16 protein-coding genes are annotated in these 20888 nt (G+C 65.5%); 8 read left to right on the forward strand and 8 right to left on the reverse strand.

Going from position 1 to position 20888, the window contains the following annotated elements:
- Window positions 1-2: 2 nt before the first annotated feature.
- The 3 genes from hpnE to ACO056_RS08915 are packed head-to-tail and all read left to right on the forward strand — an operon-like array spanning window position 3 to window position 3872.
- Window positions 3-1250: a hydroxysqualene dehydroxylase HpnE gene (hpnE, locus tag ACO056_RS08905; protein ID WP_421854832.1), complete on the forward strand. Its 1248-nt coding sequence runs from the start codon at window positions 3-5 to the stop codon at window positions 1248-1250.
- A 10-nt stretch (window positions 1251-1260) separates the two neighbouring features.
- Window positions 1261-3204 (forward strand): squalene--hopene cyclase, encoded by a 1944-nt coding sequence (gene shc / locus ACO056_RS08910; protein ID WP_421854835.1) that lies wholly within the window; start codon window positions 1261-1263, stop codon window positions 3202-3204.
- Window positions 3201-3872, forward strand: coding sequence for a phosphorylase (locus tag ACO056_RS08915; RefSeq protein WP_421854838.1), 672 nt, complete (start codon window positions 3201-3203; stop codon window positions 3870-3872). Before shc ends, ACO056_RS08915 begins: the two co-directional genes overlap by 4 nt.
- Here the strand turns inward: ACO056_RS08915 and hpnH are convergent.
- Both hpnH and ispH read right to left on the reverse strand, forming a co-directional pair.
- On the reverse strand, window positions 3792-4937 hold the full coding sequence (gene hpnH / locus ACO056_RS08920) for an adenosyl-hopene transferase HpnH (protein WP_421854840.1): 1146 nt from the start codon (window positions 4935-4937) through the stop codon (window positions 3792-3794). The two genes, ACO056_RS08915 and hpnH, sit on opposite strands and share 81 nt — an antisense overlap.
- 8 nt (window positions 4938-4945) lie before the next feature.
- A complete protein-coding gene (gene ispH / locus ACO056_RS08925; RefSeq protein ID WP_421855415.1) occupies window positions 4946-5905 on the reverse strand; it encodes a 4-hydroxy-3-methylbut-2-enyl diphosphate reductase in 960 nt (319 codons plus the stop codon).
- A 350-nt stretch (window positions 5906-6255) separates the two neighbouring features.
- Between ispH and ACO056_RS08930 the strand changes: the two genes are divergently transcribed.
- Together ACO056_RS08930 and ACO056_RS08935 are read left to right on the forward strand one after the other, a co-directional pair.
- Window positions 6256-6864: an ABC transporter substrate-binding protein gene (locus ACO056_RS08930; RefSeq protein WP_421854843.1), complete on the forward strand. Its 609-nt coding sequence runs from the start codon at window positions 6256-6258 to the stop codon at window positions 6862-6864.
- The gene (locus ACO056_RS08935; RefSeq protein ID WP_421854847.1) at window positions 6865-7875 is read left to right on the forward strand and encodes an MlaA family lipoprotein; all 1011 of its coding nucleotides are present in this window, start codon (window positions 6865-6867) and stop codon (window positions 7873-7875) included. It begins immediately after the preceding gene.
- Here the strand turns inward: ACO056_RS08935 and ACO056_RS08940 are convergent.
- From ACO056_RS08940 to ACO056_RS08955, 4 genes are all read right to left on the reverse strand, one after another.
- Complete coding sequence (locus tag ACO056_RS08940; RefSeq protein WP_421855418.1) at window positions 7872-10475, reverse strand: MMPL family transporter; 2604 nt, start codon at window positions 10473-10475, stop codon at window positions 7872-7874. The two genes, ACO056_RS08935 and ACO056_RS08940, sit on opposite strands and share 4 nt — an antisense overlap.
- A gap of 14 nt (window positions 10476-10489) precedes the next feature.
- A complete protein-coding gene (locus ACO056_RS08945) occupies window positions 10490-10915 on the reverse strand; it encodes a DUF2141 domain-containing protein (protein WP_421854851.1) in 426 nt (141 codons plus the stop codon).
- A 56-nt stretch (window positions 10916-10971) separates the two neighbouring features.
- A complete protein-coding gene (dxs, locus tag ACO056_RS08950; protein ID WP_421854854.1) occupies window positions 10972-12894 on the reverse strand; it encodes a 1-deoxy-D-xylulose-5-phosphate synthase in 1923 nt (640 codons plus the stop codon).
- A gap of 74 nt (window positions 12895-12968) precedes the next feature.
- Entirely contained in the window at window positions 12969-14528 is a 1560-nt protein-coding gene (locus tag ACO056_RS08955) for an MFS transporter (RefSeq protein ID WP_421854857.1), read from the reverse strand.
- A 243-nt stretch (window positions 14529-14771) separates the two neighbouring features.
- Between ACO056_RS08955 and ACO056_RS08960 the strand changes: the two genes are divergently transcribed.
- Window positions 14772-15401 (forward strand): PilZ domain-containing protein, encoded by a 630-nt coding sequence (locus ACO056_RS08960; RefSeq protein WP_421854860.1) that lies wholly within the window; start codon window positions 14772-14774, stop codon window positions 15399-15401.
- Between the two features lie 39 nt (window positions 15402-15440).
- Here the strand turns inward: ACO056_RS08960 and ACO056_RS08965 are convergent, their stop codons facing one another.
- Window positions 15441-16097, reverse strand: a complete 657-nt coding sequence (locus ACO056_RS08965) for a response regulator transcription factor (RefSeq protein ID WP_421854863.1) — start codon at window positions 16095-16097, stop codon at window positions 15441-15443.
- A 224-nt stretch (window positions 16098-16321) separates the two neighbouring features.
- On the opposite strand from ACO056_RS08965, the gene ACO056_RS08970 reads away from it, so the two are divergent.
- Together ACO056_RS08970 and ACO056_RS08975 are read left to right on the forward strand one after the other, a co-directional pair.
- Window positions 16322-18220: a sensor domain-containing phosphodiesterase gene (locus tag ACO056_RS08970; RefSeq protein ID WP_421854866.1), complete on the forward strand. Its 1899-nt coding sequence runs from the start codon at window positions 16322-16324 to the stop codon at window positions 18218-18220.
- On the forward strand, window positions 18205-18666 hold the full coding sequence (locus ACO056_RS08975; RefSeq protein WP_421854869.1) for a BLUF domain-containing protein: 462 nt from the start codon (window positions 18205-18207) through the stop codon (window positions 18664-18666). Before ACO056_RS08970 ends, ACO056_RS08975 begins: the two co-directional genes overlap by 16 nt.
- A gap of 219 nt (window positions 18667-18885) precedes the next feature.
- On the opposite strand, the gene ACO056_RS08980 is transcribed toward ACO056_RS08975, so the two are convergent.
- The gene (locus ACO056_RS08980) at window positions 18886-20430 is read right to left on the reverse strand and encodes a PAS domain-containing sensor histidine kinase (protein ID WP_421854872.1); all 1545 of its coding nucleotides are present in this window, start codon (window positions 20428-20430) and stop codon (window positions 18886-18888) included.
- Between the last annotated feature and the right edge of the window lie 458 nt (window positions 20431-20888).

Below are 20888 nucleotides of genomic sequence, written 5' to 3' on the forward strand. Positions count from 1 at the left end.
GCATGCGTAAGGCGATTGTCGTCGGCGCGGGTCTGGCCGGGCTGTCGGCTGCCGTCCGCCTTGTCGAGGCTGGCTTCGCGGTGGAAATTGCCGAGGCCGCCACGCAAGCCGGCGGGCGGTGCCGGTCCTACCACGATGCCCAGCTTGGCCTCACCATCGACAACGGCAATCACCTCGTCCTCGCGGGCAACCACGCGGTTACGCGCTTTCGCCAGACAGTGGGCGCCGACACACCGCTGTCCGGCCCGGATCATGCCGATTTCGCCTTCGCCGATCTCGCCAGCGGCGCGCGCTGGACCATCGGGATCAATGACGGGCCGCTGCCGTGGTGGGTCCTCTCCACCAGTCGGCGCGTTCCCGGCAGCCGCCTTGCGGACTACCTCCCGCTAGTGAAGCTCCTCGCCAAGACCCCGGGCGCGACCGTCGGCCAGCGCATTCGCGCGCAAGGGCCGGTGTGGGACAGGCTGCTCGAGCCGGTCTTGCTCGCTGTGCTCAATACCCCGCCCGCTGAAGGTTCTGCCGCGCTGACGGCGGCGGTCCTGCGTGAGACGCTGCTGCGCGGCGGCAAGGCCAGCCTGCCGCGCATCGCCGAGCCGACACTGGCAGCTGCATTCATCGATCCAGCGCTGGAGTGGCTGGCAGGCCGTGGCGCCCCCGTCACGTTCGGCAAGCGCCTGCGGGCAATCGAGACCGAGGGCGAGCGCATCGCCGCGCTCGATTGGGGTGATCATCGGCAGGAGCTGGCGGGCGAAACGGTCGTGCTCGCGGTGCCGCCGTGGATCGCGAAAGGCCTGCTGCCCGAGATCACCGCGCCCGATACCTTCAACTCCATCGTCAACGCGCACTTCGCCTGTCCGCCGCCAGCGGATGCCCCGCCCATGCTCGCGCTGCTCGGCGCGCGCGCACAGTGGCTGTTCGCCTTTCCGGACCGCATTTCCGTCACGGTTTCCGCTGCCGACGACATTGTCGGGCTCGACCGCGAAGAGCTGGCCCGCACCTTCTGGGACGAGATCCAGCGCGCCTACGGCTTCACTGCGGAAATGCCGGCGTGGCAGGTCGTCAAGGAGAAGCGCGCCACTTTCGCCGCCACCCCGGCGCAGGACGCCCTGCGCCCACAGGCGCACACGCGCTGGGGCAACCTCCTGCTCGCCGGGGACTGGGTCCAGACCGGGCTGCCCGCCACCATCGAAGGCGCCCTGCGTTCGGGCGAAACGGCTGCGGGCTTGGCGATTGGCGCAGAACGACGCTAGAAGGTCGCTCATGCTTGATACCCTCGAAGCCACTCCCCGGATGGACCTTGCTGCCGTCGACGCCGCAGTTGACCGCGCTGCCGGGGCCTTGAAGCAGGTGCAGCGCCCCGATGGTCACTGGGTCTTTGAACTCGAGGCCGATTGCACCATCCCGGCCGAATACGTGCTGCTCCGCCACTATCTGGCAGAGCCCGTCGACAGCGAACTCGAAGCCAAGATCGGGCGCTACTTGCGCCGCATCCAGTCGGCGAAACATGATGGCTGGAGCTTGTTCCACGATGGCGGCTTCGACGTCAGCGCGAGCGTCAAGGCCTACTTCGCGCTCAAGATGATCGGAGATCCCATCGATGCGCCGCACATGGCGCGCGCGCGCGAGGCCATTCTGAAGGCCGGCGGGGCCGAGGCGACGAACGTGTTCACGCGCATCCAGCTGGCGCTTTTCGCTGCCGGGCCGTGGTCCGAAGTGCCGACAATGCCGCCCGAGCTGATCCTGCTCCCGCGCTGGTTCCCGATCCACCTTTCGCGCATGTCATACTGGGCGCGCACCGTGGTGGTGCCGCTGCTCGTGCTCTGCGCCCTGAAGCCTGCTGCGCGCAATCCCAAGGGCATCAAGGTCGATGAGCTCTACACCGGCCGCAAACCCGCCCGGCTGACTCAGGCCGAGGACCCCAAGTGGCTGTGGACCACGGGCTTCAACGCGCTCGACCGGGTGCTCAAGGCCGGCGATGGCCTCTGGCCAAAGCGCCTGCGCAAGCGCGCCATCGATGCTTGCGTCAACTGGGTGGCCGAGCGGCTCAACGGCGAAGACGGGCTGGGCGCGATCTATCCCGCGATGGCCAACAGCGTGATGATGTTCGACCTGCTCGGCTATGGCGAGGATCATCCGTGGCGGGCGATTGCGCGCAAGTCGGTCGAGAACCTCCTCGTCGTCCATGAGGACGAAGCCTATTGCCAGCCCTGCGTCTCGCCGGTGTGGGACACCGCGCTCGCCGCCCACGCGATGATGGAGGCCGGCGGCGAGGACAATCAGGCGCGGGCGCAGGCGGGGCTCGATTGGCTGAAGCCCTTGCAGGTGCTCGATGTCGAGGGCGACTGGATCGACCAGCGCCCCGGCGTGCGGCCCGGCGGCTGGGCGTTCCAGTACAACAACGCGCATTACCCCGATCTCGATGATACCGCGGTCGTCGTCATGGCGATGGACCGGGCGAAGGTGGCAGACCGGATGCCGATCGATCGCGGCGTGGAATGGACTGTCGGGCTCCAATCGAAAAACGGCGGCTGGGGCGCGTTCGATGCCGATAACACCGCGGACTATCTCAATAATCTGCCCTTCGCCGATCACGGCGCGCTGCTCGATCCGCCGACTGCAGACGTTTCCGCACGCTGTGTTTCGATGCTGGCGCAGCTTGGCGAACCGCAGGGCAGCCCGCGCATGTCCGCCGCTATCGACTACCTGCGCCGCGAGCAGGAGCCCGAGGGCAGCTGGTTCGGCCGGTGGGGGGTGAACTACATCTACGGCACATGGTCGGTGCTTTGCGCGCTCAATGCTGCGGGCCTGCCGCCCGAAGATCCGGCGGTGGCCAATGCGGTAAGCTGGCTCAAGCGGATTCAGAACCCGGACGGCGGCTGGGGCGAGGATTGCAACAGCTACGCGCTCGATCGCAAGGGCCACACGCCTGCTCCTTCGACTGCCTCGCAGACCGCATGGGCGCTGCTCGGCCTGATGGCGGCGGGTGAGGCGGATGCCCCCGAAGTGGAGCGCGGCGTGGCCTGGCTCGCGGCAAACCAGCAGGCGGACGGCTTGTGGGGGCAGGAGCACTACACCGGCGGCGGCTTCCCGCGCGTGTTCTACCTGCGCTACCACGGCTACCCCAAGTACTTCCCTCTCTGGGCCATGGCGCGCTACCGCAACCTCAAGCGTTCCAACGACCGCCGCGTTGCGGTCGGGATGTGAGACTGCGAACGATTGCGGTCTGCGGCCTCAGGAGCGAGGCGGCGGCGATCCGGCGCGGCTATCCGGCGATCGAGGTGCTTGCGGGTGGCGGCGATGCCGCTCGGCTTGAACGCGAGCTTGATGCGCTGCTCTCAGCCGGCCCGGCGCTCGTCTTCTCGAGCGGCCTTGCCGGAGGACTGGATCCCGCGCTGCCTTGCGGCGCGATTGTCCTCGATGGCGATGCGGCGCTCGTCGAACACCTGATGGCCACCTTGCCCGGAGCTACTCGCGCGCCCGTCACCGGTCAGGACGTCATTGCCGCCGACATTGCGGGCAAGGCAGCGCTGCGGCAAGCCACCGGCGCGGGCGTGGTGGACATGGAAAGCCATATCGCGGCCCGCGTTGCGCGGCGTCATGGCGCTCCGTTTGCGGCGATCCGCGTCATTTCCGATACCGCCAGCGATGCACTGCCGCCCGCCGCGCTGGTCGGTATGCGGCCGGACGGCGGGATCGCACTAGGCGCAGTGCTGGCCTCGCTGGCGCGCAGGCCCGCTCAGCTTCCGGCGCTGATCCGCACCGGCCGCCAGGCGGGCCTAGCGCATCGGACCTTACGCGACGTTTACGACGCGCTTGGACGCAGTGGGATTTTCCTTCGCGATCTTGGCGAGTTCACGCTCGAGATGCGATGAATAGACATCCTCGGCAGGCCGCGCCCTGGAGAGGTCAACGTCCGGCGCCATCGGACCTTCGGTCCGCACGCCCTTGCGGCTGAGGCTCAGCAGCTTGAGCGGATTGCGGATTGCATCGGTAGCAGCGGTGCCTTCAAAGCCGCAGTGCGTCATGCAGTTCGAGCACTTCTCGTACTTGCCGACGCCGAACTGCTCCCAATCGGTGCCTTCCATCAGCTCCTTGAAGGTCGATACATAGCCTTCGCCGATCAGGTAACACGGCTTCTGCCAGCCGAAGACCGTGCGCAGCGGCATCGACCACGGGGTGCATTCGTAGGTCTGGTTGCCGGCGAGGAAATCGAGGAACAGCGGTGAATTGGTGAAAGTCCACGCCTTGCCGCCCTTGCCGCGCTTGAACACGTCGCGGAAGAACTGCTTGGTGCGCTCACGGCCGAGGAAGTGCTGCTGGTCCGCCGCGCGCTCATAGGCATAGCCCGGCGAAATGGTGATCTCGACGCCGCGCTTCTCCATCTCGTCAAAGAACGTGGCGAGGCGCTCGGAATCGGCACCGTCGAACACGGTGCAGTTGACCTGCACGCGGAAACCGCGCGCCTTGGCAAGCTCGATCGCCTCGATCGCCACATCATAGGTGCCGTCCTGATCAACGGCATGGTCGTGCATCGCCTTGTCGCCATCGAGGTGGATCGACCAGGTGAAGAAGGGCGAAGGCGCGTAGTCGTTGATCTTCTTCTTGAGCAGCAGCGCGTTGGTGCACAGGATCACCAGCTTCTTGCGCTCGATGTAGCCCTTGACGATGCGCGGCATGTCGCGGTGAAGCAGAGGCTCGCCGCCCGCAATCGAAACGGCCGGCGCGCCGCATTCGTCGATTGCTTCCATGCACTGCTCATAGCTCAGCCGCTGGTTGAGAATGGCGTCGGGGTAGTCGATCTTGCCGCAGCCGGGACAGGCAAGATTGCAGCGCAGCAGCGGCTCGAGCATCAGGACGAGCGGATACTTGCCGCCCTTGATGTGCTGGCGAAGGGTGTAGGCGCCGATCCGGGCGAGCTGGGAAATGGGAAGTGTCATGAAGTATCCTATTCAGCCGCGGCGCGCACGGCAGTGTCATGGCGGCGCAAGATCGGCGGCAGGCTGAACTCGACGTTCTCGCTCACCCCCTCCAATTGCGAAACAGTGAGGTCGCGAAGGCGGCCAAGCTTGGCAATCACGCTTTCGACAAGGGCATCGGGGGCGGAAGCACCTGCGGTAATGCCGACGGTATCCACGCCATCGACCCAGGCCGGATCGACATCGTCTCCGCCATCGACGAGATAGCTGCGAATACCCATCTCGGCGCCGATTTCCCGCAAGCGGTTCGAATTCGAACTGTTGCGCGAGCCGACGACGATAAGCACGTCGCTGACTTCCGCCAGCTTGCGAACCGCCGTCTGGCGGTTCTGCGTGGCATAGCAGATATCGTCGACATCGGGGCCCGCAACGTCGCTGAAGCGCTCGTGCAGCGCTGCGATGATGCCGCGCGTATCGTCGACACTAAGAGTCGTCTGCGTGACATAGGCAATCGGCGTATCCGGCTCGAACGGCAGCGCTGCCACTTCGTCTGCTGACGAAACGAGCACCACCGGCGCGTCGATCTGGCCGATCGTCCCGATCACTTCGGCATGGCCGGCATGGCCGATGAGCACGATCTGGCGCCCGGCCTTGGCATAGCGCCGTCCCTGAATATGCACCTTGGTGACCAGCGGGCAGGTCGCGTCGATCACCGGCAGATTGCGCTCCTTGGCTTCCTTCTGAACCGCCTTGGCAACGCCGTGCGCGCTCAGGATCGTGGTTGCACCGGCTGGCACGTCGGACAGTTCGTCAACGAATACTGCGCCCTTGTCCCGCAGTTGATCGACCACGAAGCGGTTATGGACGATCTCATGCCGGACGTAGACCGGGGCGCCGAAGCGATCGATCGCACGTTCGACGATATCGATCGCGCGAGTGACGCCCGCGCAAAAGCCGCGGGGGTTGGCAAGTATGACGTGTAGGGGCATCGGGTCCAAAGCGGGTATTTCCACCAATGCATTTAACTCCTTACAGCAACCGGCCGCCAGCAAGCCCTATAAAGGCTTGTTCATGCGACGGGAAGTGTGGTTGACCGAATTGCCTGAGCGGGGGGTTTTGCCGTTCATTTCGTGTTCGGCTCGGCATCGCTAACGCCCTCGGGTGGGACGTCCGAACCGATCCGGGCTGGACCGCCCAGTGCCGGATGGACTAGCAGGCTGCAGGTGAAAAGTGCAGAAACGCGCGGCGCTTGCCGTGTGAATGGGCACCAGAAACGCAGAAAACGGTGGTTTGCAGCCTCGGATTGTCCCGATCCGCTCATTCCAGGACAAGGCTTGATATGGTTCGTTTCTTCCTTGCGGTCGCCTCTTTCATGACCCTCGCCTCAGCCGCGCTGCCCACAGCTTCGCTCGCCCAGGCGGCCGATCCCGCTGTTTCGACAATCACCGAACTCGATGCCGGTCTGCTGCGGACCATGCGCGCCGGAGGCTCCACAGCGGCGCGCGGCAGGGTCATCGCTCCGGTGCTCGAGCGCGCCTTCGATCTGCCGCTGATGACGCGGCTTGCCGTCGGCCCGGAATGGGTAAAACTTTCAGGCGCGGATCAGCAGGCACTCGTCGATGCCTTCAAGCGCATGACCATTGCGGAATATGCCCGTAACTTTGACAGCTTTTCGGGCGAAACCTTCGAAGTCTCGCCCAAGGTGGAAACGCGCGGCGGTGACAAGGTGGTTCGCACCACGCTGAAAGTGCCCAAGGGCGCTCCGGTGGCGATTGCATATCGCTTGCGGCAAGGCGGGGGCGCTTGGAGGATTATCGACGTGTTCTATAACAACGCGATCAGCCAGATCGCCACTCGCCGGTCCGATTTCGGCACCGTTCTCCAGAACGGCGGCGCCAAGGCACTGGTCGCGCGCATGAACGCGATTGCCGCCAAGGGTGGAAGTTAATTGCCCGCATCGCTGATCATTCCGGCGTTGCTGGCCAGTTCGCCGGTTTCGCTTCCGCCAACCGATAGCGCGGCGCTCCTGCAAGCAGTCCCGGCGGCCGAAAGGCCTGCCGCGTTCGCCGCAAGCCCGGAACCCATCGCGGCGGACGCTTCGCCCGCTGCGGCCCCCGCCGATCAGCCCAAGACCGATGTGGCGGCGCCCGCGCCAACGGCCCGCAAGGCGCATCACCACGTTCGCGGCGATTCACTCGAAGGCTTCAACCGGGTGATGTTCGGAACCTGGCAGGTGCTCGACAAGGCGGCCTACCGGCCAGCGGCGATGGCCTACAAGCATGTCGTGCCACGGCCCCTGCGCTCGGGCATCCGCCATATCCTCAGCAATCTGACCGAGCCGCTCGTCTTCCTCAACTTCATCCTGCAGGCAAAGCCGCGCAGCGCATCGAAGACCCTCGCGCGGTTCGTCATCAACTCGACGGTGGGCGTAGGCGGCGCGTTCGATGTTGCGGGCCAGCGCAAGATCAACCTCCCGCACCGTGACAACGGCTTCGGCACGACGCTGGCGCTCTATGGCGTTGGCCCGGGGCCCTACATTTTCCTGCCGTTTGTCGGCCCCAGCAACTTGCGCGATCTGCTTGGCGGTGCGTCCGAGGGGCTGGTCATCCCGCTGACGGTTGGCAAGCCGTTCAATTCCTTGGCCTACCAGATCGGAACAGGTGCGGTGAGCGGGCTCGATCGCCGCGCCGAATCCGATCAGGAACTGCGCGCGCTCCTGTCTGGCTCGGTCGATCCCTATGCCACCTTGCGCTCGGCCTGGCAGCAGAACCGGGTGGGCCAGATCGAGGCCATCCGCAGCGGCGACAAGGCTGAACCTGCGCCAGAAGGGCAGGGCGAGCTGGACGATCCGATGGCGGATCCGGCGCAGTCAGGCAGCAAAAAGCCTGAGGCTTCGCCGCCGCCGCCGGAACTCAATGATCCGCTTGCTGATCCGGCCGCCCCGCCAAGCACGCCTTAATCCTGCCTGGCAGGCGCCTTTGGCGGCGGGCCGAGCAGCGCTGGCTCGAAAATCAGAGCGCAGATCAGCGTCCAGATCAGCGAGATCATGAGGATCTTGCCCATGCTCGCGGTGCCCGGATGGGTCGAGAGCCACAGGCTGCCGAATGCCGTCCCGGTGGCAAGCGCGCTGAACATCACCGCGCGCGCAAGGCTTGATTGCAGCAGGTTCTGCGCGCCCACGCTCCAAGCCATCACGAAGTAGATGTGGAAAGCGACGCCGACGCCGAACAGCAGCGGGAAGGCGATGATATTGGCGAAGTTGATCGGCTGGCCGATCACCACGCAGCTGCCCAGCGTAAGGAAGATCGAAAGGATCACCGGCGCCAGCGTGAAGGCCACCTCACGCACGCTGCGCAGGACAAGGAACAGCAGCGCGCTCACCAGCAGGAAGGCGATGATGCCCGCCTCGACGAATGCCCAGGCGACAGTCGCAGCGGCGGCCTGCGTCGCGACTGGCAGCCCGGAGATCGCCGGCGTGACGCCGGCCACCGCATCGCGGAACCGGCGCAGCACGCGGTTGTCGCGGGCATCGCCGCTCGGGAAGACCTGTAGCCGCGAAACGCCGCCCGGGGCCTCCCAGTCCTGCACCAGTCCGGGCGGAAGCGTCTCGCGCGTCAGCGGCTGGGCCTGCATGGCAAGGCGCATCTGGCCGAGCATGACGCCAAGCGGCTCTGCCAGCATGTGATCCACAGCGCTGCGCTGCGGCGGCGCGGCTTTGGTCAGCCGGTCCAGCGAAGTGGCCAGCCGCCGCGCGGCTGCCGCGTCCGCGCCGGGATGGGCGGCGAGCACGGCGGCAAGCTTCGTGCGCGTCTCGGCCAGCGCTGCGATCATGTCCGCATCCGTCGGCGCGGGCAGCACGTCGAAGGGATTGAGCGTGAGATCGAGCAGCACCGAGGCATCCTCGATCAGCGGGAGTTTGGCGTCCTGCTCGGCCGGAATGAAGCTCCCGAGCGAGACGACATGCGATACTTCGGGCAGGCGCGCGAGCATTGCCGAGAGCGCTTGCGCCTCGGAAGGATTGCGCGCCAGCACGTCGATGGTGTTCGGCGTGCGGTCAGGATCCTGCGTCAGGTCGCTCAGCGTCCGCATGGCGGGCGCATCGGGATCGCGCAGGTGCAGCGGGTTGAAGTCGAACTGCACCCACGCCAGCGAAGCGATGCTCAGCCCCATGGCCACCGCAAACGACCACAGCACCCAGCGCCGCTTCTCCTCAAGCAGGCGATCGACCGGCGCCAGCTGCGCAAAGCCAACTTCGTGCCTCGGCGCAGCGGGCCCCAGCACCACTATCAGCGCGGGCAGCAAGGTCAGGCTGGCAAGTAGCGCGATGATCATGCCGAGCCCGGCGATCACGCCAAGCTCGGTGATGCCGATATAGGCGGTCGGCAAGAAGGCGCCGAATCCCACGAAGATGGCCCCCGCCGCCAGCGAAAGCGGCGCACCGAGCGCGCTCGCCGCCTTGCGCAAAGCGTCCGCCGCGTCCGCGCTGCCGGGCCGCTCGGCGTTGAAGCGCACGCAGATCTGGATGCCGAAATCGACCCCGAGGCCGACAAACAGCGGAATGAACGCGACCGAGATCAGGTTGAACCGTCCCACCGCGAGCAGGCCGACAGCGGCGGTGACGATAAGGCCGGCAAGGATCGCGACCATGATCGCGGTGACCAGTTTCACAGAGCGGGTCGCCAGCCACAACGTCAGCAGCATCGCGCCGAGCATGACCATGGCGACTGCGCCGATGTTTTCCTGCAGCGTTGCAAATTCCTCGTCGGCGAGTGGCACTTCGCCGGTGAGGCGCACGCGCACGCCGTGGGCTTCGTCCAGCTTCAGCGCATGCGCTGCGCGCATGGCGGCGTCCGCTGCATTCTCGCCCGCCATCAGTGCGGCATGATCGAGCACAGGCTGGACAAGGATCAGGCGGCGCTTGGGCAGCGCGAGCCCGCCGCTTCCGGTATCGAACAGCTCCTGCCACGAAAACGCCGCCTTGTGCCCATCGAGCGAGCCGTCGATGGCCCGCGAAAGCGCATTCATGGGCTTGTCGATCTGCGCCAACGTCGCCTCGCCGCGGTTCACCCCGTCGAGCATGGTAGAAAGCGCGCTGCTCACCCCGCGCAGCGAGGGATCGGCGGCCAGCGGACCGAGCAGCGGCTGCGCGTCGATCATGGTTTTCGTCGCGCTGCGGACGTCCGCCACCGAGCCGAACAGCAGGCCCTCCCGCGCGAAGAAATCGCCGCCGTCCGGGCGCGTGACGCGGCGGAAGGTCTTGCTCTCGGCGGAGAGCGCCGCCGAGAGCCGGGCAGCGCCGTCTTCCGCAAGTTCAGGCGTTGCGCCGTCGATCACCACGAGCATGACGTCGCTGAGCTGCGGGAAGGCGGCTTCCATCCGCCGTTCCTCGACGCGCCAGCTGACATCGGGCGAGATCAGCTGCGAGGTATCGGTCGTGATTGCCATGCGCTGCATCGCGGTCAGCAGCGCGGCAACGGTCAGCACAAGCGCAAGCGCGAGCGTCAGCCACGGCCGCTTGAGGCTCACCGTGACCAGCGCCGCCGGCACGGTGCGGAGCAGGGACTGCGAACGGCTCACTGCGATTTGGGCGGTCCGCTCGGGCCGAGGAAGTAGCGCAAGCTGAACCCGATGGTCGCTGTGGCCCCGTTGAAGCCGAAAACAGCACTCTTCCAGCTGGGCGGACCAAACGAAATGCGCGCATCGTTGGAAAAGCCGACACCCTCCTTGGGAATGCCGAACAGCGCGCGGTCTACCTTGGTGTTGCTGTTCTCATCGTGGAAGGCCTGCGCCGCATACTGGCCCGGCGGCAGATCGCGCACGATCACTTGCGTCGTGCCGAGCCGGGCAGGCGCCTCGCCGGAATAGGGGCAATCGTCCTTGAGGAACTTGTCCTGCGGACAGATGTCGACATGGACCATGCCCTTGGCGGTGCGGACATTGCCGACATTGATGACCAGGGTCCGCCCGGAACCCTGCGCCGGCACCCCGGCAGACGCCATGCACCCGACTGCCAAGGCGAGGGCGGGCATCACACGAAGGATGCGCAAGGCTGGCATCACGCCCGTGCTTCCTGCACGCCAGCGCTGTTGTGGCGCAGGGCTTTGAGGACGGTATCGACGATCTGGGGGGCGTTGAGGCCAGCGGTGTCGTACTGCTTGTCGGGGGCGTCGTGGTCCTGGAACACGTCGGGCAGGCGCATCGTGCGGATGCGCAGGCCCGCGTCGGTCAGGCCCTCGTCGCTCGCCATCGTCAGCACATGCGCGCCGAGGCCGCCGATCGAGCCTTCCTCCACCGTCACCACAACCTCGTGCGAGGCCATCAGCCGGCGGATCAGCGCCACATCGAGCGGCTTGGCAAAGCGCAGGTCCGCCACCGTGGTGGAGAGCCCCTTGGCATCGAGCAGGTCCGCCGCCTTGAGCGCCTCGCCCAGCCGCGTGCCGAGCGAGAGGATCGCCACCTTGCTGCCTTCGTGCACCACCCGGCCCTTGCCGATTGCGAGCCGCTCGGGAACCGCGGGCAGCTCAACGCCCACGCCGTTGCCGCGCGGATAGCGGAACGCGATCGGGCCGCTGTCGTGCATCGCGGCGGTGTGGACCATGTGGACCAGTTCGGCCTCGTCGGCCGCGGCCATCACCACCATGTTGGGCAGCGTGGCGAGGTAGGTCACGTCGAAGCTGCCTGCATGCGTCGCGCCGTCGGCGCCGACCAGCCCGGCGCGGTCGATCGCGAAGCGCACCGGCAGGTTCTGGATCGCCACATCGTGCACCACCTGATCGTAGGCGCGCTGCAGGAAGGTCGAGTAGATCGCGCAGAACGGGCGCATGCCCTGCGCGGCCAGCCCGGCGGCGAAGGTGACGGCATGCTGCTCGGCAATGCCCACATCGAACAGCCGCTCGGGATAGGCCTTGGCGAACTTGTCGAGCCCGGTGCCCGAAGGCATCGCCGCAGTGATCGCGCAGACGGTGGCATCGCGCGCGGCCTCGGCCAGCAGGGCCTGCGCAAAGACGTTGGTATAGCTCGGCGGGCCGGCAGCGCTCTTGGCCTGCTCGCCGGTGATCACATCGAACTTCTGCACGCCGTGATACTTGTCCGCCGCGTTCTCGGCCGGGGCATAGCCCTTGCCCTTCTGCGTCACGACATGGACAAGGCACGGCCCTTCGGCCGCATCGCGCACATTCTCCAGCACCGGGATCAGCTGATCGAGGCTGTGCCCGTCGATCGGGCCGACGTAGTAGAAGCCCAGCTCCTCGAACAAGGTGCCGCCCATCGCCATGCCGCGCGCGAACTCGTCGGTCTTGCGGGCCGCCTTGTGCAGCGGCTCGGGCAGGCGGCGCGAGATCGCCTTGAACATCTCGCGCAGTTCAAGGAACGGCCGCGAGGACACCAGCCGCGCCAGATAGGCCGAGAGCCCGCCGACGGGCGGCGCGATCGACATGTCGTTGTCGTTGAGGATGACGACAAGGCGGTTGCCCGCCGCCGCCGCGTTGTTCATCGCCTCGTAGGCCATGCCGGCGCTCATCGCGCCGTCGCCGATCACCGCGATCGCCTTGCCCGGCTGGCCCGAGAGCTTGTTGGCCACCGCAAAGCCCAGCGCCGCCGAGATCGAGGTGGAGGAATGCGCCGTACCGAACGGATCGTACTCGCTCTCGCTGCGCTTGGTGAAGCCCGATAGCCCGCCGCCCTGGCGCAAGGTGCGCATCCGGCTGCGGCGGCCGGTGAGGATCTTGTGCGGATAGGCCTGATGGCCGACATCCCAGATGAGCCGATCCCGCGGCGTCTCGAACACATAGTGGATCGCCGTCGTCAGCTCCACCACGCCAAGACCCGAACCAAGATGCCCCCCGGTCTGGCCAACCGTCGCGATCATCTCATCGCGCAGTTCATCCGCCAGCTGGCGCAATTGCGTGGGTTGAAGCTTGCGAAGGTCGTCAGGCGTATCGACCGTATCGAGCAGCGGCGTGTGCGGGGTGGTTACCATGCGTTCGCAGTTACATAACCATGACGGGCTTGTCGATTGCAGGAGCACTGATCTGGCATATCACTTGCCGCCGTTCAGCCGGCCGCTCCTGACAGTTCGCTACCCACATCGAGATCGCGAAGATCGCGCCCGCGCGTTTCCTGTCCGAACCACATCACGAGAACGAGCGACACGAATGTCGGCACCATCACGATCAGCGAAGACGTGACCATCGAGAGCGCAACGCCGCTGATCGTCAGCCCCTGCGCCATCAACCCGCCAGCCTTGGTACACGCCGCGATCCACCCGGTCGCGCGGCCGCGCACCCGCAAGGGGAAGCTTTCTGCGGTGTAGGGGAGCACGATGGCGATAATCCCGTTGGTGCCGACAATCAGCAGCGCTACCGGCAGCACCGGGCTCCCGCCGCCCAGCTGTTCAAGCCGCAAGACCAGCAGCAATCCCGCCAGCGTGAGCGCGATCATCAGCGCCAGCGCCCATTTGGTGCTCCACCGGCTGTAGAGCAGCGCCGCCGCGAACACGGTCGGAAACGCGATCAGCGCGCTTTCGGCCAGCAGCCGGCTCGATACGCTGACCGAATAGCCTTTCGCCACAAGATCCGCCGGCAGCCACAGCAGCAGGCCGAAGTTGATGAGCCCCCACGAGAGCGCGCAGATGCTGAGCGCGGTCAGCTTGCCATAGAGCGCAAGGCCGGTCAGCGCCTGCGAGGCGCGCGCCTCCGCAGGCGCGGCGGCACTGGCATATGTGGCGCGGGCCCCGAAGCGGCGCATCACGGCTTCGGCTTCCTCGATCCGCCCGCGCGCGAGGAGGAACTTCGCCGATTCAGGGATCAGCGCGCCAAGCAGCACCAGCGTCAGCCCGGTCGGCAGATTGGCGAGCCACAGGATGCGCCAGCCGAACACGGGCTGGAGCAGTGCCGAAAGGCCGCTCGCCGCAAAATAACCGCCAACCGCGCCGAGGCCGCCAACGAGGACAAGGCTCCAGCCTCGATGGCGATTGGGCATCATCTCGGCCAGGAGCGCGTAGGTTACGGGCAGCATGCCGCCCGCCGCAGCCCCCATCATGAAGCACATCGCGATATTCCAGGCGAGGCTCGGCATCGCGCCGCAGATCGAGGTGCCCACGAACATCACCGCCGAGAGCAGGATGGACGCCTTGCGGCCATAGATGTCGGCGATCCAGCCCCACAGCACCGACCCGGTCACCGTCCCGGCCAGCGCGAAGAATGGCACGAGCGATACCGTCTGCTTGGGGACGTTGTACTCGCTGATCATGCCGGGGACGGTGAAGCCGAGCGAGGCGGGCTTCATCACATCGATGATCAGCGCAATCACCAGCACCGCCATCAGTCTCCAATGCGCAAGGCTGAGCGGCGCATCTTCCGGTGCAGCGATGACGATATCGGCAGCCGCCGCACGCTGGGCCGCCAGTTCGCGGGGCAGCAGGCCATAGGCGGCAATCGCGGTGCCGAGCAGGATGAGAGCCATGCCGCCCAGCATCAGATTGTCCATCGGCATGCCGACGAGACGGTAGTGCATTGCGCGCGCCATCGCGAACATCGGAAGATGGGCAAGCACGCCAAGCGTGACGGCAACGCAGCCGAGCGCGAAGGCCCAGACCGCTTGCCGATCGGACAAAGTGCTTCTCATCAGTCTGCTGCATCCTGCGCCGGTGGGACGCAGGCGATAGCCGCTTGCAGGTGCAAGGTGAAGGCTCTGCCGCGAACCCACATGTGCAAGGCGAGGGTGACGATCCACGTCCAGGCGGTCGCAACTCGGCAACGCGCCGCAAAACCCCGTACTTTTCCGGTAACGAAGCCGACACCCTCGTAACCGTGCTGCTCACATCAGGGAATTCGCGGAGTACGGGAGGCTGACGCGATGCTGGGTGAGTCAAACGGTTATGATCATGGGCGGGCGTCCGCCGAAATCCACGCAACAGCGACCCTGGATCGTCGCCGCGCGCGCCGCAGATCGGTGTTTCTGCGGGCCTCGATCTATCCGATTGATGCCTTCAGCGATGCGCGGATTCGCGATGTCTCGGCAACGGGGCTGATGGGCGAGACCGACCTCGAGCTGACAATCGGCCAGACGCTGCACGTGACGATCGACGAACAGAACTTCTACGCCGGCAAGGTGAGGTGGATCCTCGATCGGCGGTTCGGCATGGATGTACCGCAAGCGCTCGCGATGTTCCGGCACCAGGCCGGCGAGATCGATTATGGCAGCGAAGTGGCGCACTTCCCCCGCGCGCCGCGCTTCCGGCTCGACGAGACCGCGCGTCTGCTTGTGGGGCGCCCGCCGCGCCCGGCCATCGTCCGCAATCTTTCTGAGCACGGCATGCTGCTTGATACCGGCCCGGGGCTCAAGCCCGGCCAGGTTCTGGTCGTCCGGATCGGCAACGCGCCGCTGCTCTATGGCCGTACGCAGTGGAGCAGGGATGGCCGGATCGGATTCAGGACGCAGCAACCGGTCGCAGCTACGCCGTCTCCTCCCGGCGCGACTGATTGAACGGCGGTGCAAAAGCACCATAGCCATCCTTCAGGCCGATCAATGCTCGCCCGGACTCGCGCCAAGTGGTTGACCGGTCAGACCGGCGGCAGCGACCAGCGCGACGGCTTCGGCAATGCTCTTGAGCCCGAGTTTCGCCAGCGCATTGCCGCGATGCATCTCGACCGTGCGGGTACTCAGATCCAGCCGGTGCGCCGCGACCTTGTTGGGGACGCCCTCCATCAGGATCGTCAGGACTTCGCCCTCGCGGCGCGAAAGCTGCCCGAGCAGATGGCGTGCGGCACGGCGCGTCTGCGCGGTGCTCTCGATGCGACCGAGTTCGCCATAAGCTTGATCGAGCACCGCTTCGAGCATGTCCGGGCCGAACGGCTTTTCGAGGAACTCGATGGCCCCGAGCTTCATCGCGCGCACGGCAACCGAAACGTCGCCATGCGCGGTCATCACGATTACCGGCCAGGGGATTTCGCGCTCCTTGAGAATCGCGAGCATCTGCAGCCCGTCGATCTGCGGCATGCGGATATCGAGCAGGATTGGCGCGGGCGCGAGCTGCGGGAGCTGATCCAGAAAATCGGCGGATTCGGCGAAGGGCCAGGCCGTGATCGCGGAAACGCCCAGCAGGAAATGCAGCGATTTGCGCACATCCGCATCATCATCGATGATGTAGGCCCGGCGCATCGGCGAGGCCGCGTGATCCATAAGGATCTGACCTGCGCCAGACCTCCCTTGTTCCATTCACTCTTCAATCTTCTGGAGGACTGCCCTTTAGGGCACCTAAACGACCTCCATACGCACTCCAGCCGACTTGTATATGGGGGGTTAAACGTTCGTTATGGGGTTTACTCGTGCGGGCTTTACCTTCGGCGGGTTAGGCAGAAGCTAGCGACAGGTGGCAGTGCCACGCAAACTGCCCGGAGGCGCACATGAAGGTCATCGCCCGAGAGGCGCCGCTGGCATTGCCGCCGCGCCCGACAGGGCCCCGTTCGGTCCGGCGCGCCGCGATCGATCATTATGACATTCTCGAAAGCGAGCGCGAGGTTCCCTTCGACAATATCGCGATGCTCGCCGCGCGTTTCTGCAACACTGCAGCCGCTGCCATCAGCTTTCTCGATGATGATCGCCAATGGTTCAAGGCGACCTGGGGCTTCAGCCTGCAGGAAACCCCCATCGCTGTATCGTTCTGCGCCAACGTGATCGAAACGGAGGCCGTATTCGTCGTCAATGACGCCCGGCGCGATCCGCGGTTCTGCGACAATCCCCTCGTCACCGGAGAGCCGCACATCGGCTTCTATGCCGGCACCCGCATCGTCGCGGCAGACGGAACGCCGATCGCTTCGCTTTGCGTGATCGATCCGGCGCCGCGCCTTGCCGGGCTCAGCCCCGATGAACAGGAAGCCCTGCGCGCGCTGGCGACGCAAGTGCGATCCCTGCTGGAGCTGCGCCGCTGCGTAATCGAGCGGCAGGAACAGCTTGCCCTGCAATCTGCGCTGTCAAAGCAGCTGCTCTACGTCTCCGAACACGACGAATTGACCGGGCTGCCCATGCGGGCCTTGTTCCACAAGAGGCTGGAAAGCGCCATGAAAGCGGCGCACCGGGATGGCACGCGGGTCGCGCTGATGTTCATCGATGTCGACCATTTCAAGCAGATCAACGATTCCCTTGGCCATGATGTGGGCGATGCCTTGCTGTGCAGCTTTGCCCAGCGCCTGCCCGCCGTGCTGCGCGCTTCGGATACTGTAGCGCGGCTTGGCGGTGATGAATTCGGCGTGGTCCTGCCCGGCATCCAGCGCGACGAGGAGATCGCCGTGATCATGCGCTCACTCTGCGCGCGGCTGCAGGAGCCGATCCGGCACGAGGGCCGGATGGTGGAATGCCGCGCGAGCATCGGCCTGGCCATCTACCCGGATCATGCCGCCACTGCCGCCGAGCTTACCAAATGCAGCGATCTCGCCCTGGCCACGGCAAAGCTGAGCCGCGGCTGTGCGATCACCTATTCGCCCAGCATGGCGGACGAGTTCGAGCGCGAGACACGGATGCTGGCGATCGCGCGCGATGGCGTGGCCGAAAAGCGCATCGTTCCCTACTACCAGCCCAAGCTCGATCTCGAATCGGGCATGCTCGTCGGCTTCGAGGCGCTGGTGCGCTGCATGCAAGTCGGCGGCGCGCCGATCCTGCCTGAAATGTTCTCGCCGGCCTTCGTTGATCGCCAACTGTCGGCGGCGATCAGCCAGCAAATGATGGCGAGGGTATTGGACGATATGCGCGGGTGGATCGATGCCGGACTGGCCTTCGGCCATGTCGCGATCAACACGTGCGCGGCCGATTTCCACGCCGATGATTTTGCCGAGCGACTGCTGGCAGAGCTCGACGCCCGCGGCCTGCCCGCGGGGCTCATCGAAGTCGAGGTGACCGAGGGCGTCTTCCTTGGACGCGGCGCGCATCACGTGGCGCGCGCGCTTCGGAAGCTCAGTGAGAACGGCATCCGTATCGCGCTCGATGATTTCGGCACGGGTTTTGCCTCGCTCACGCAGCTCAAGCAGTTTCCCGTCGATGTCCTCAAGATCGATCGCTCGTTTGTCTCCGGCATCGGCCGCAATCCTGATGACATGGCCATCGTCCGCGCGCTGATTGGCCTTGGCAACAGCCTCGGCATCGAAACGGTTGCGGAAGGCATCGAAACCATTACCCAAGCCGAATTCGTCAAGGCGCACGGCTGCGCTGTCGGGCAGGGCTTCCTCTACAGTCCGGCAGAGGCAGCGACCCAGGTGCCGGTGATGGTGGCGCGCTTCACGCAAGGGTCTGGAGAATGGTCGATCAGCTGAACCGGTTCGGGACCGCGCAGGACCGCAAGGATAGCCCGCTCAACTCGCTGCTCTATATCAGCCGCAGCACGATTGCCTCGCAGGCGGCCGAGGCGGTCGTGGCCGAGATCGTGGCAACGTCCGTGGCGCGCAATGCCGAGGCTGGCGTTACTGGCGCGCTGCTGTTCACGGGCACGCATTTTGCGCAGGCGCTCGAAGGCGATGAGGCAGCGATCGAGGTGCTGATGCAACGCGTCTCCAGCGATCCGAGGCATGAAGAGATCGTGATCGTCGAGCAGGGCCCGCTCGATCAACGCCGCTTCGATCAGTGGAGCATGGTCTACTTCGGGCCCTCGCAGTTCGTTTCCCGCCATGTCACGCGCCTCCTCAACGATCCCTCGCCGACCGCGCGCCGCCGCGCTGCCGATTGGCTCGGCGAACTTCTGCGTGAATTCAACGCGCTGTAGTGCAGCGGCCGTCTGATACCGTAGAACTCCTATAGTGCAGCGAAATCGACTTTAAGCGAAGGCGGGGCAACAAGGATGCAACAAGAGACTGCACCGGGATATGCTCCCCTCGGTGTCAGCGGCCGGGGTGTCACGTCCCCCATAACTTAGTCGGCACCCCGGCAAGTGCCTCCCCGCCCGATCATTCTCCCCCCCTCTCATGCAATGATCGGGCGGGGCTCAGGCCGCGAGCGCTTCAGCGGGCAGCGGGACCGAGAAGCAGAACTCCGAACCATCGGGGCCGCTGTTCTCCAGCCAGATGCGCCCCCGATGGGTTTCGATGATCGTGCGGCAGATCGAAAGACCAAAGCCCATGCCGCCCTCCTTCGTCGAATCCGACCAGGAGAAAATGTCCTGCGCGGCCTCTGCCGTCACCCCAGGCCCGGAATCGATCACGCACACGACGAGCGAGCCGTGTTTGACATGCGCGCTGACCGAAACCTCCTGCCGGTCCATCGGGATCACGGCTTCGCAGGCATTGCGCAGCAGGTTGATGATGACTTGCTGGATCTGCACCCGGTCCGCCGCCATCGTCGTGCCGGCGGCGATATGGTCGGTGATCCGGATCCCTGGTGATACCGTCGCCCGCACGAGCCTGACGCATTCGCCGACGGCCGCCTGCAGATCGAAGTCCATCCGCTTCGTCTCGCGCCGCCGCGTGAGTTCGCGCACGTTGCGGATAATGTCCGCCGCGCGCTGCGCGGCTTCGCCGATTGCTTCCAGGGCCTGCGTTAGTCGCTCGGTCTCTTGCGCGCCGGGATCGATCAGCTTCAGGCCCCCGGCGGCATAGTTCGTGATCGCGCTCAGTGGCTGGTTGAGCTCATGCGCCAGCGTCGTCGCCATCGTCCCCATCGCATTGACACGCGAAACGTGGATCATCTCCGATTGCAGTGCCGACAGGCTTTCGGCGGTCTTGCGCTGCACGGTCACATCGTAGCCTTCGCAGAACAGGCCGGTGATCGTGCCGCCCGCGTTGCGCACTGCCTGATACACGAAATCGGCATAGCGCTGGTCGGTGTTGCCAGTCTCGTCGTCGACGATCTCGATCGGCATGCCTCTGCCCACGAAGGGCTCGCCGGTACGATAGACCTGATCGAGCAGGCCGAGGAACCCTTGCTCGACAACTTCCGGCATGGCCTCAGCCACCTTCCGGCCAACCAGATTCTCGCGCCCGACAAACCGCTTGTAAGAAGCATTGGCGAACGTGAAGCGATGCTCGGGACCTTCCGAAGTGGCAATGAAGCCGGGCGCCTGCTCATAAAGGGCATGGAGTTCGTTGCGCTGCTCCAGCAGGCGGTCGACCGGTCGGCCAAGCTCGATGAACGCGAGCAGGTTTTGGCGGATCACCTGCTGCGCATCGCGCATCGGGCTGAGGAAGATCGCGGCCAGAAACTCGCTGCGGTCGGCGCGTCTGCATTGCAGTTCCCAGTTTCCGCTCGCGCCTTCGGCAATGGCCGCCTGGATCGCAGCCGAAGTGCCCGTGTCCATCACTTCGCCTAGCAGGACACTGATCCGCTCGCCCAGCAGGGCGTCCTCGCCAAAGCCGGTGAGGTCCCGGAAGGCCTGGTTGGCAAAGGCAATCGGATGATCGGCCGCTTGCCCGTCGGCAAAGATCATCGGCATGTGGGTCGCTTCGGCTGCGGCCACGAACGGCCCGATCGACGCCCGGAAGCGCTCGATCAGCGCTTCGACCTGTCTCGGATCTTTGGAATGAATCGCCATCATTGCCGATTATAGCCAACCGCAAGTGTGCGCCACCGAGAGATTGGACGCATAACTATCTTTTGTTATGCAGACGACCTCTGTGCAGCGCAGGATCCGTGCCGGGGCAGTGATCGTTTCGGCCGGTTTGGGGCGGCGGATGGCAATGAAATTGCGTGAGGGACCACCGGCTGCGCAAGCATGGAATTGCGTAGGCAAAGAGGCGCCAGGTCCGCGCCGCGCTGTGCCCTTCTGCCTGCCGGGTCGGTCCAAAGATGCCCGCTAAATCAAGGCATTCACGCCGCCACTGCGAGAAGTCACAACTTGCCGCAAAAGCACATGCTCAAGGCCGGATTAACGCTGAACCTTATGCTTTCATTAGGAGTCCATGGCCACCTTCACGGGCCGCGAGGTGGCTTGTGCGCGTCTTGAATTGCCTGACCCAGGAACACGATCCACTGCTGGTGTTGCTCGCGGCTCTG

The sequence above is a fragment of the Novosphingobium sp. genome (assembly GCF_965228995.1).
Classification (GTDB): domain Bacteria; phylum Pseudomonadota; class Alphaproteobacteria; order Sphingomonadales; family Sphingomonadaceae; genus Novosphingobium.

Bases quoted from the DNA above. Each gene is read 5' to 3' on its own strand.
- ispH (WP_421855415.1), bottom strand. From the start codon at position 5,905: ATGCCCCTACACGTCATACTTGCCAACCCCCGCGGCTTTTGCGCGGGC.
- hpnH (WP_421854840.1), bottom strand. From the start codon at position 4,937: ATGACACTTCCCATTTCCCAGCTCGCCCGGATCGGCGCCTACACCCTT.
- ACO056_RS08945 (WP_421854851.1), bottom strand. From the start codon at position 10,915: ATGGCGTCTGCCGGGGTGCCGGCGCAGGGTTCCGGGCGGACCCTGGTC.
- dxs (WP_421854854.1), bottom strand. From the start codon at position 12,894: ATGGTAACCACCCCGCACACGCCGCTGCTCGATACGGTCGATACGCCT.
- ACO056_RS08970 (WP_421854866.1), top strand. From the start codon at position 16,322: ATGAAGGTCATCGCCCGAGAGGCGCCGCTGGCATTGCCGCCGCGCCCG.
- ACO056_RS08980 (WP_421854872.1), bottom strand. From the start codon at position 20,430: ATGATGGCGATTCATTCCAAAGATCCGAGACAGGTCGAAGCGCTGATC.
- hpnE (WP_421854832.1), top strand. From the start codon at position 3: ATGCGTAAGGCGATTGTCGTCGGCGCGGGTCTGGCCGGGCTGTCGGCT.
- ACO056_RS08960 (WP_421854860.1), top strand. From the start codon at position 14,772: ATGCTGGGTGAGTCAAACGGTTATGATCATGGGCGGGCGTCCGCCGAA.
- ACO056_RS08975 (WP_421854869.1), top strand. From the start codon at position 18,205: ATGGTCGATCAGCTGAACCGGTTCGGGACCGCGCAGGACCGCAAGGAT.
- shc (WP_421854835.1), top strand. From the start codon at position 1,261: ATGCTTGATACCCTCGAAGCCACTCCCCGGATGGACCTTGCTGCCGTC.
- ACO056_RS08930 (WP_421854843.1), top strand. From the start codon at position 6,256: ATGGTTCGTTTCTTCCTTGCGGTCGCCTCTTTCATGACCCTCGCCTCA.
- ACO056_RS08965 (WP_421854863.1), bottom strand. From the start codon at position 16,097: ATGGATCACGCGGCCTCGCCGATGCGCCGGGCCTACATCATCGATGAT.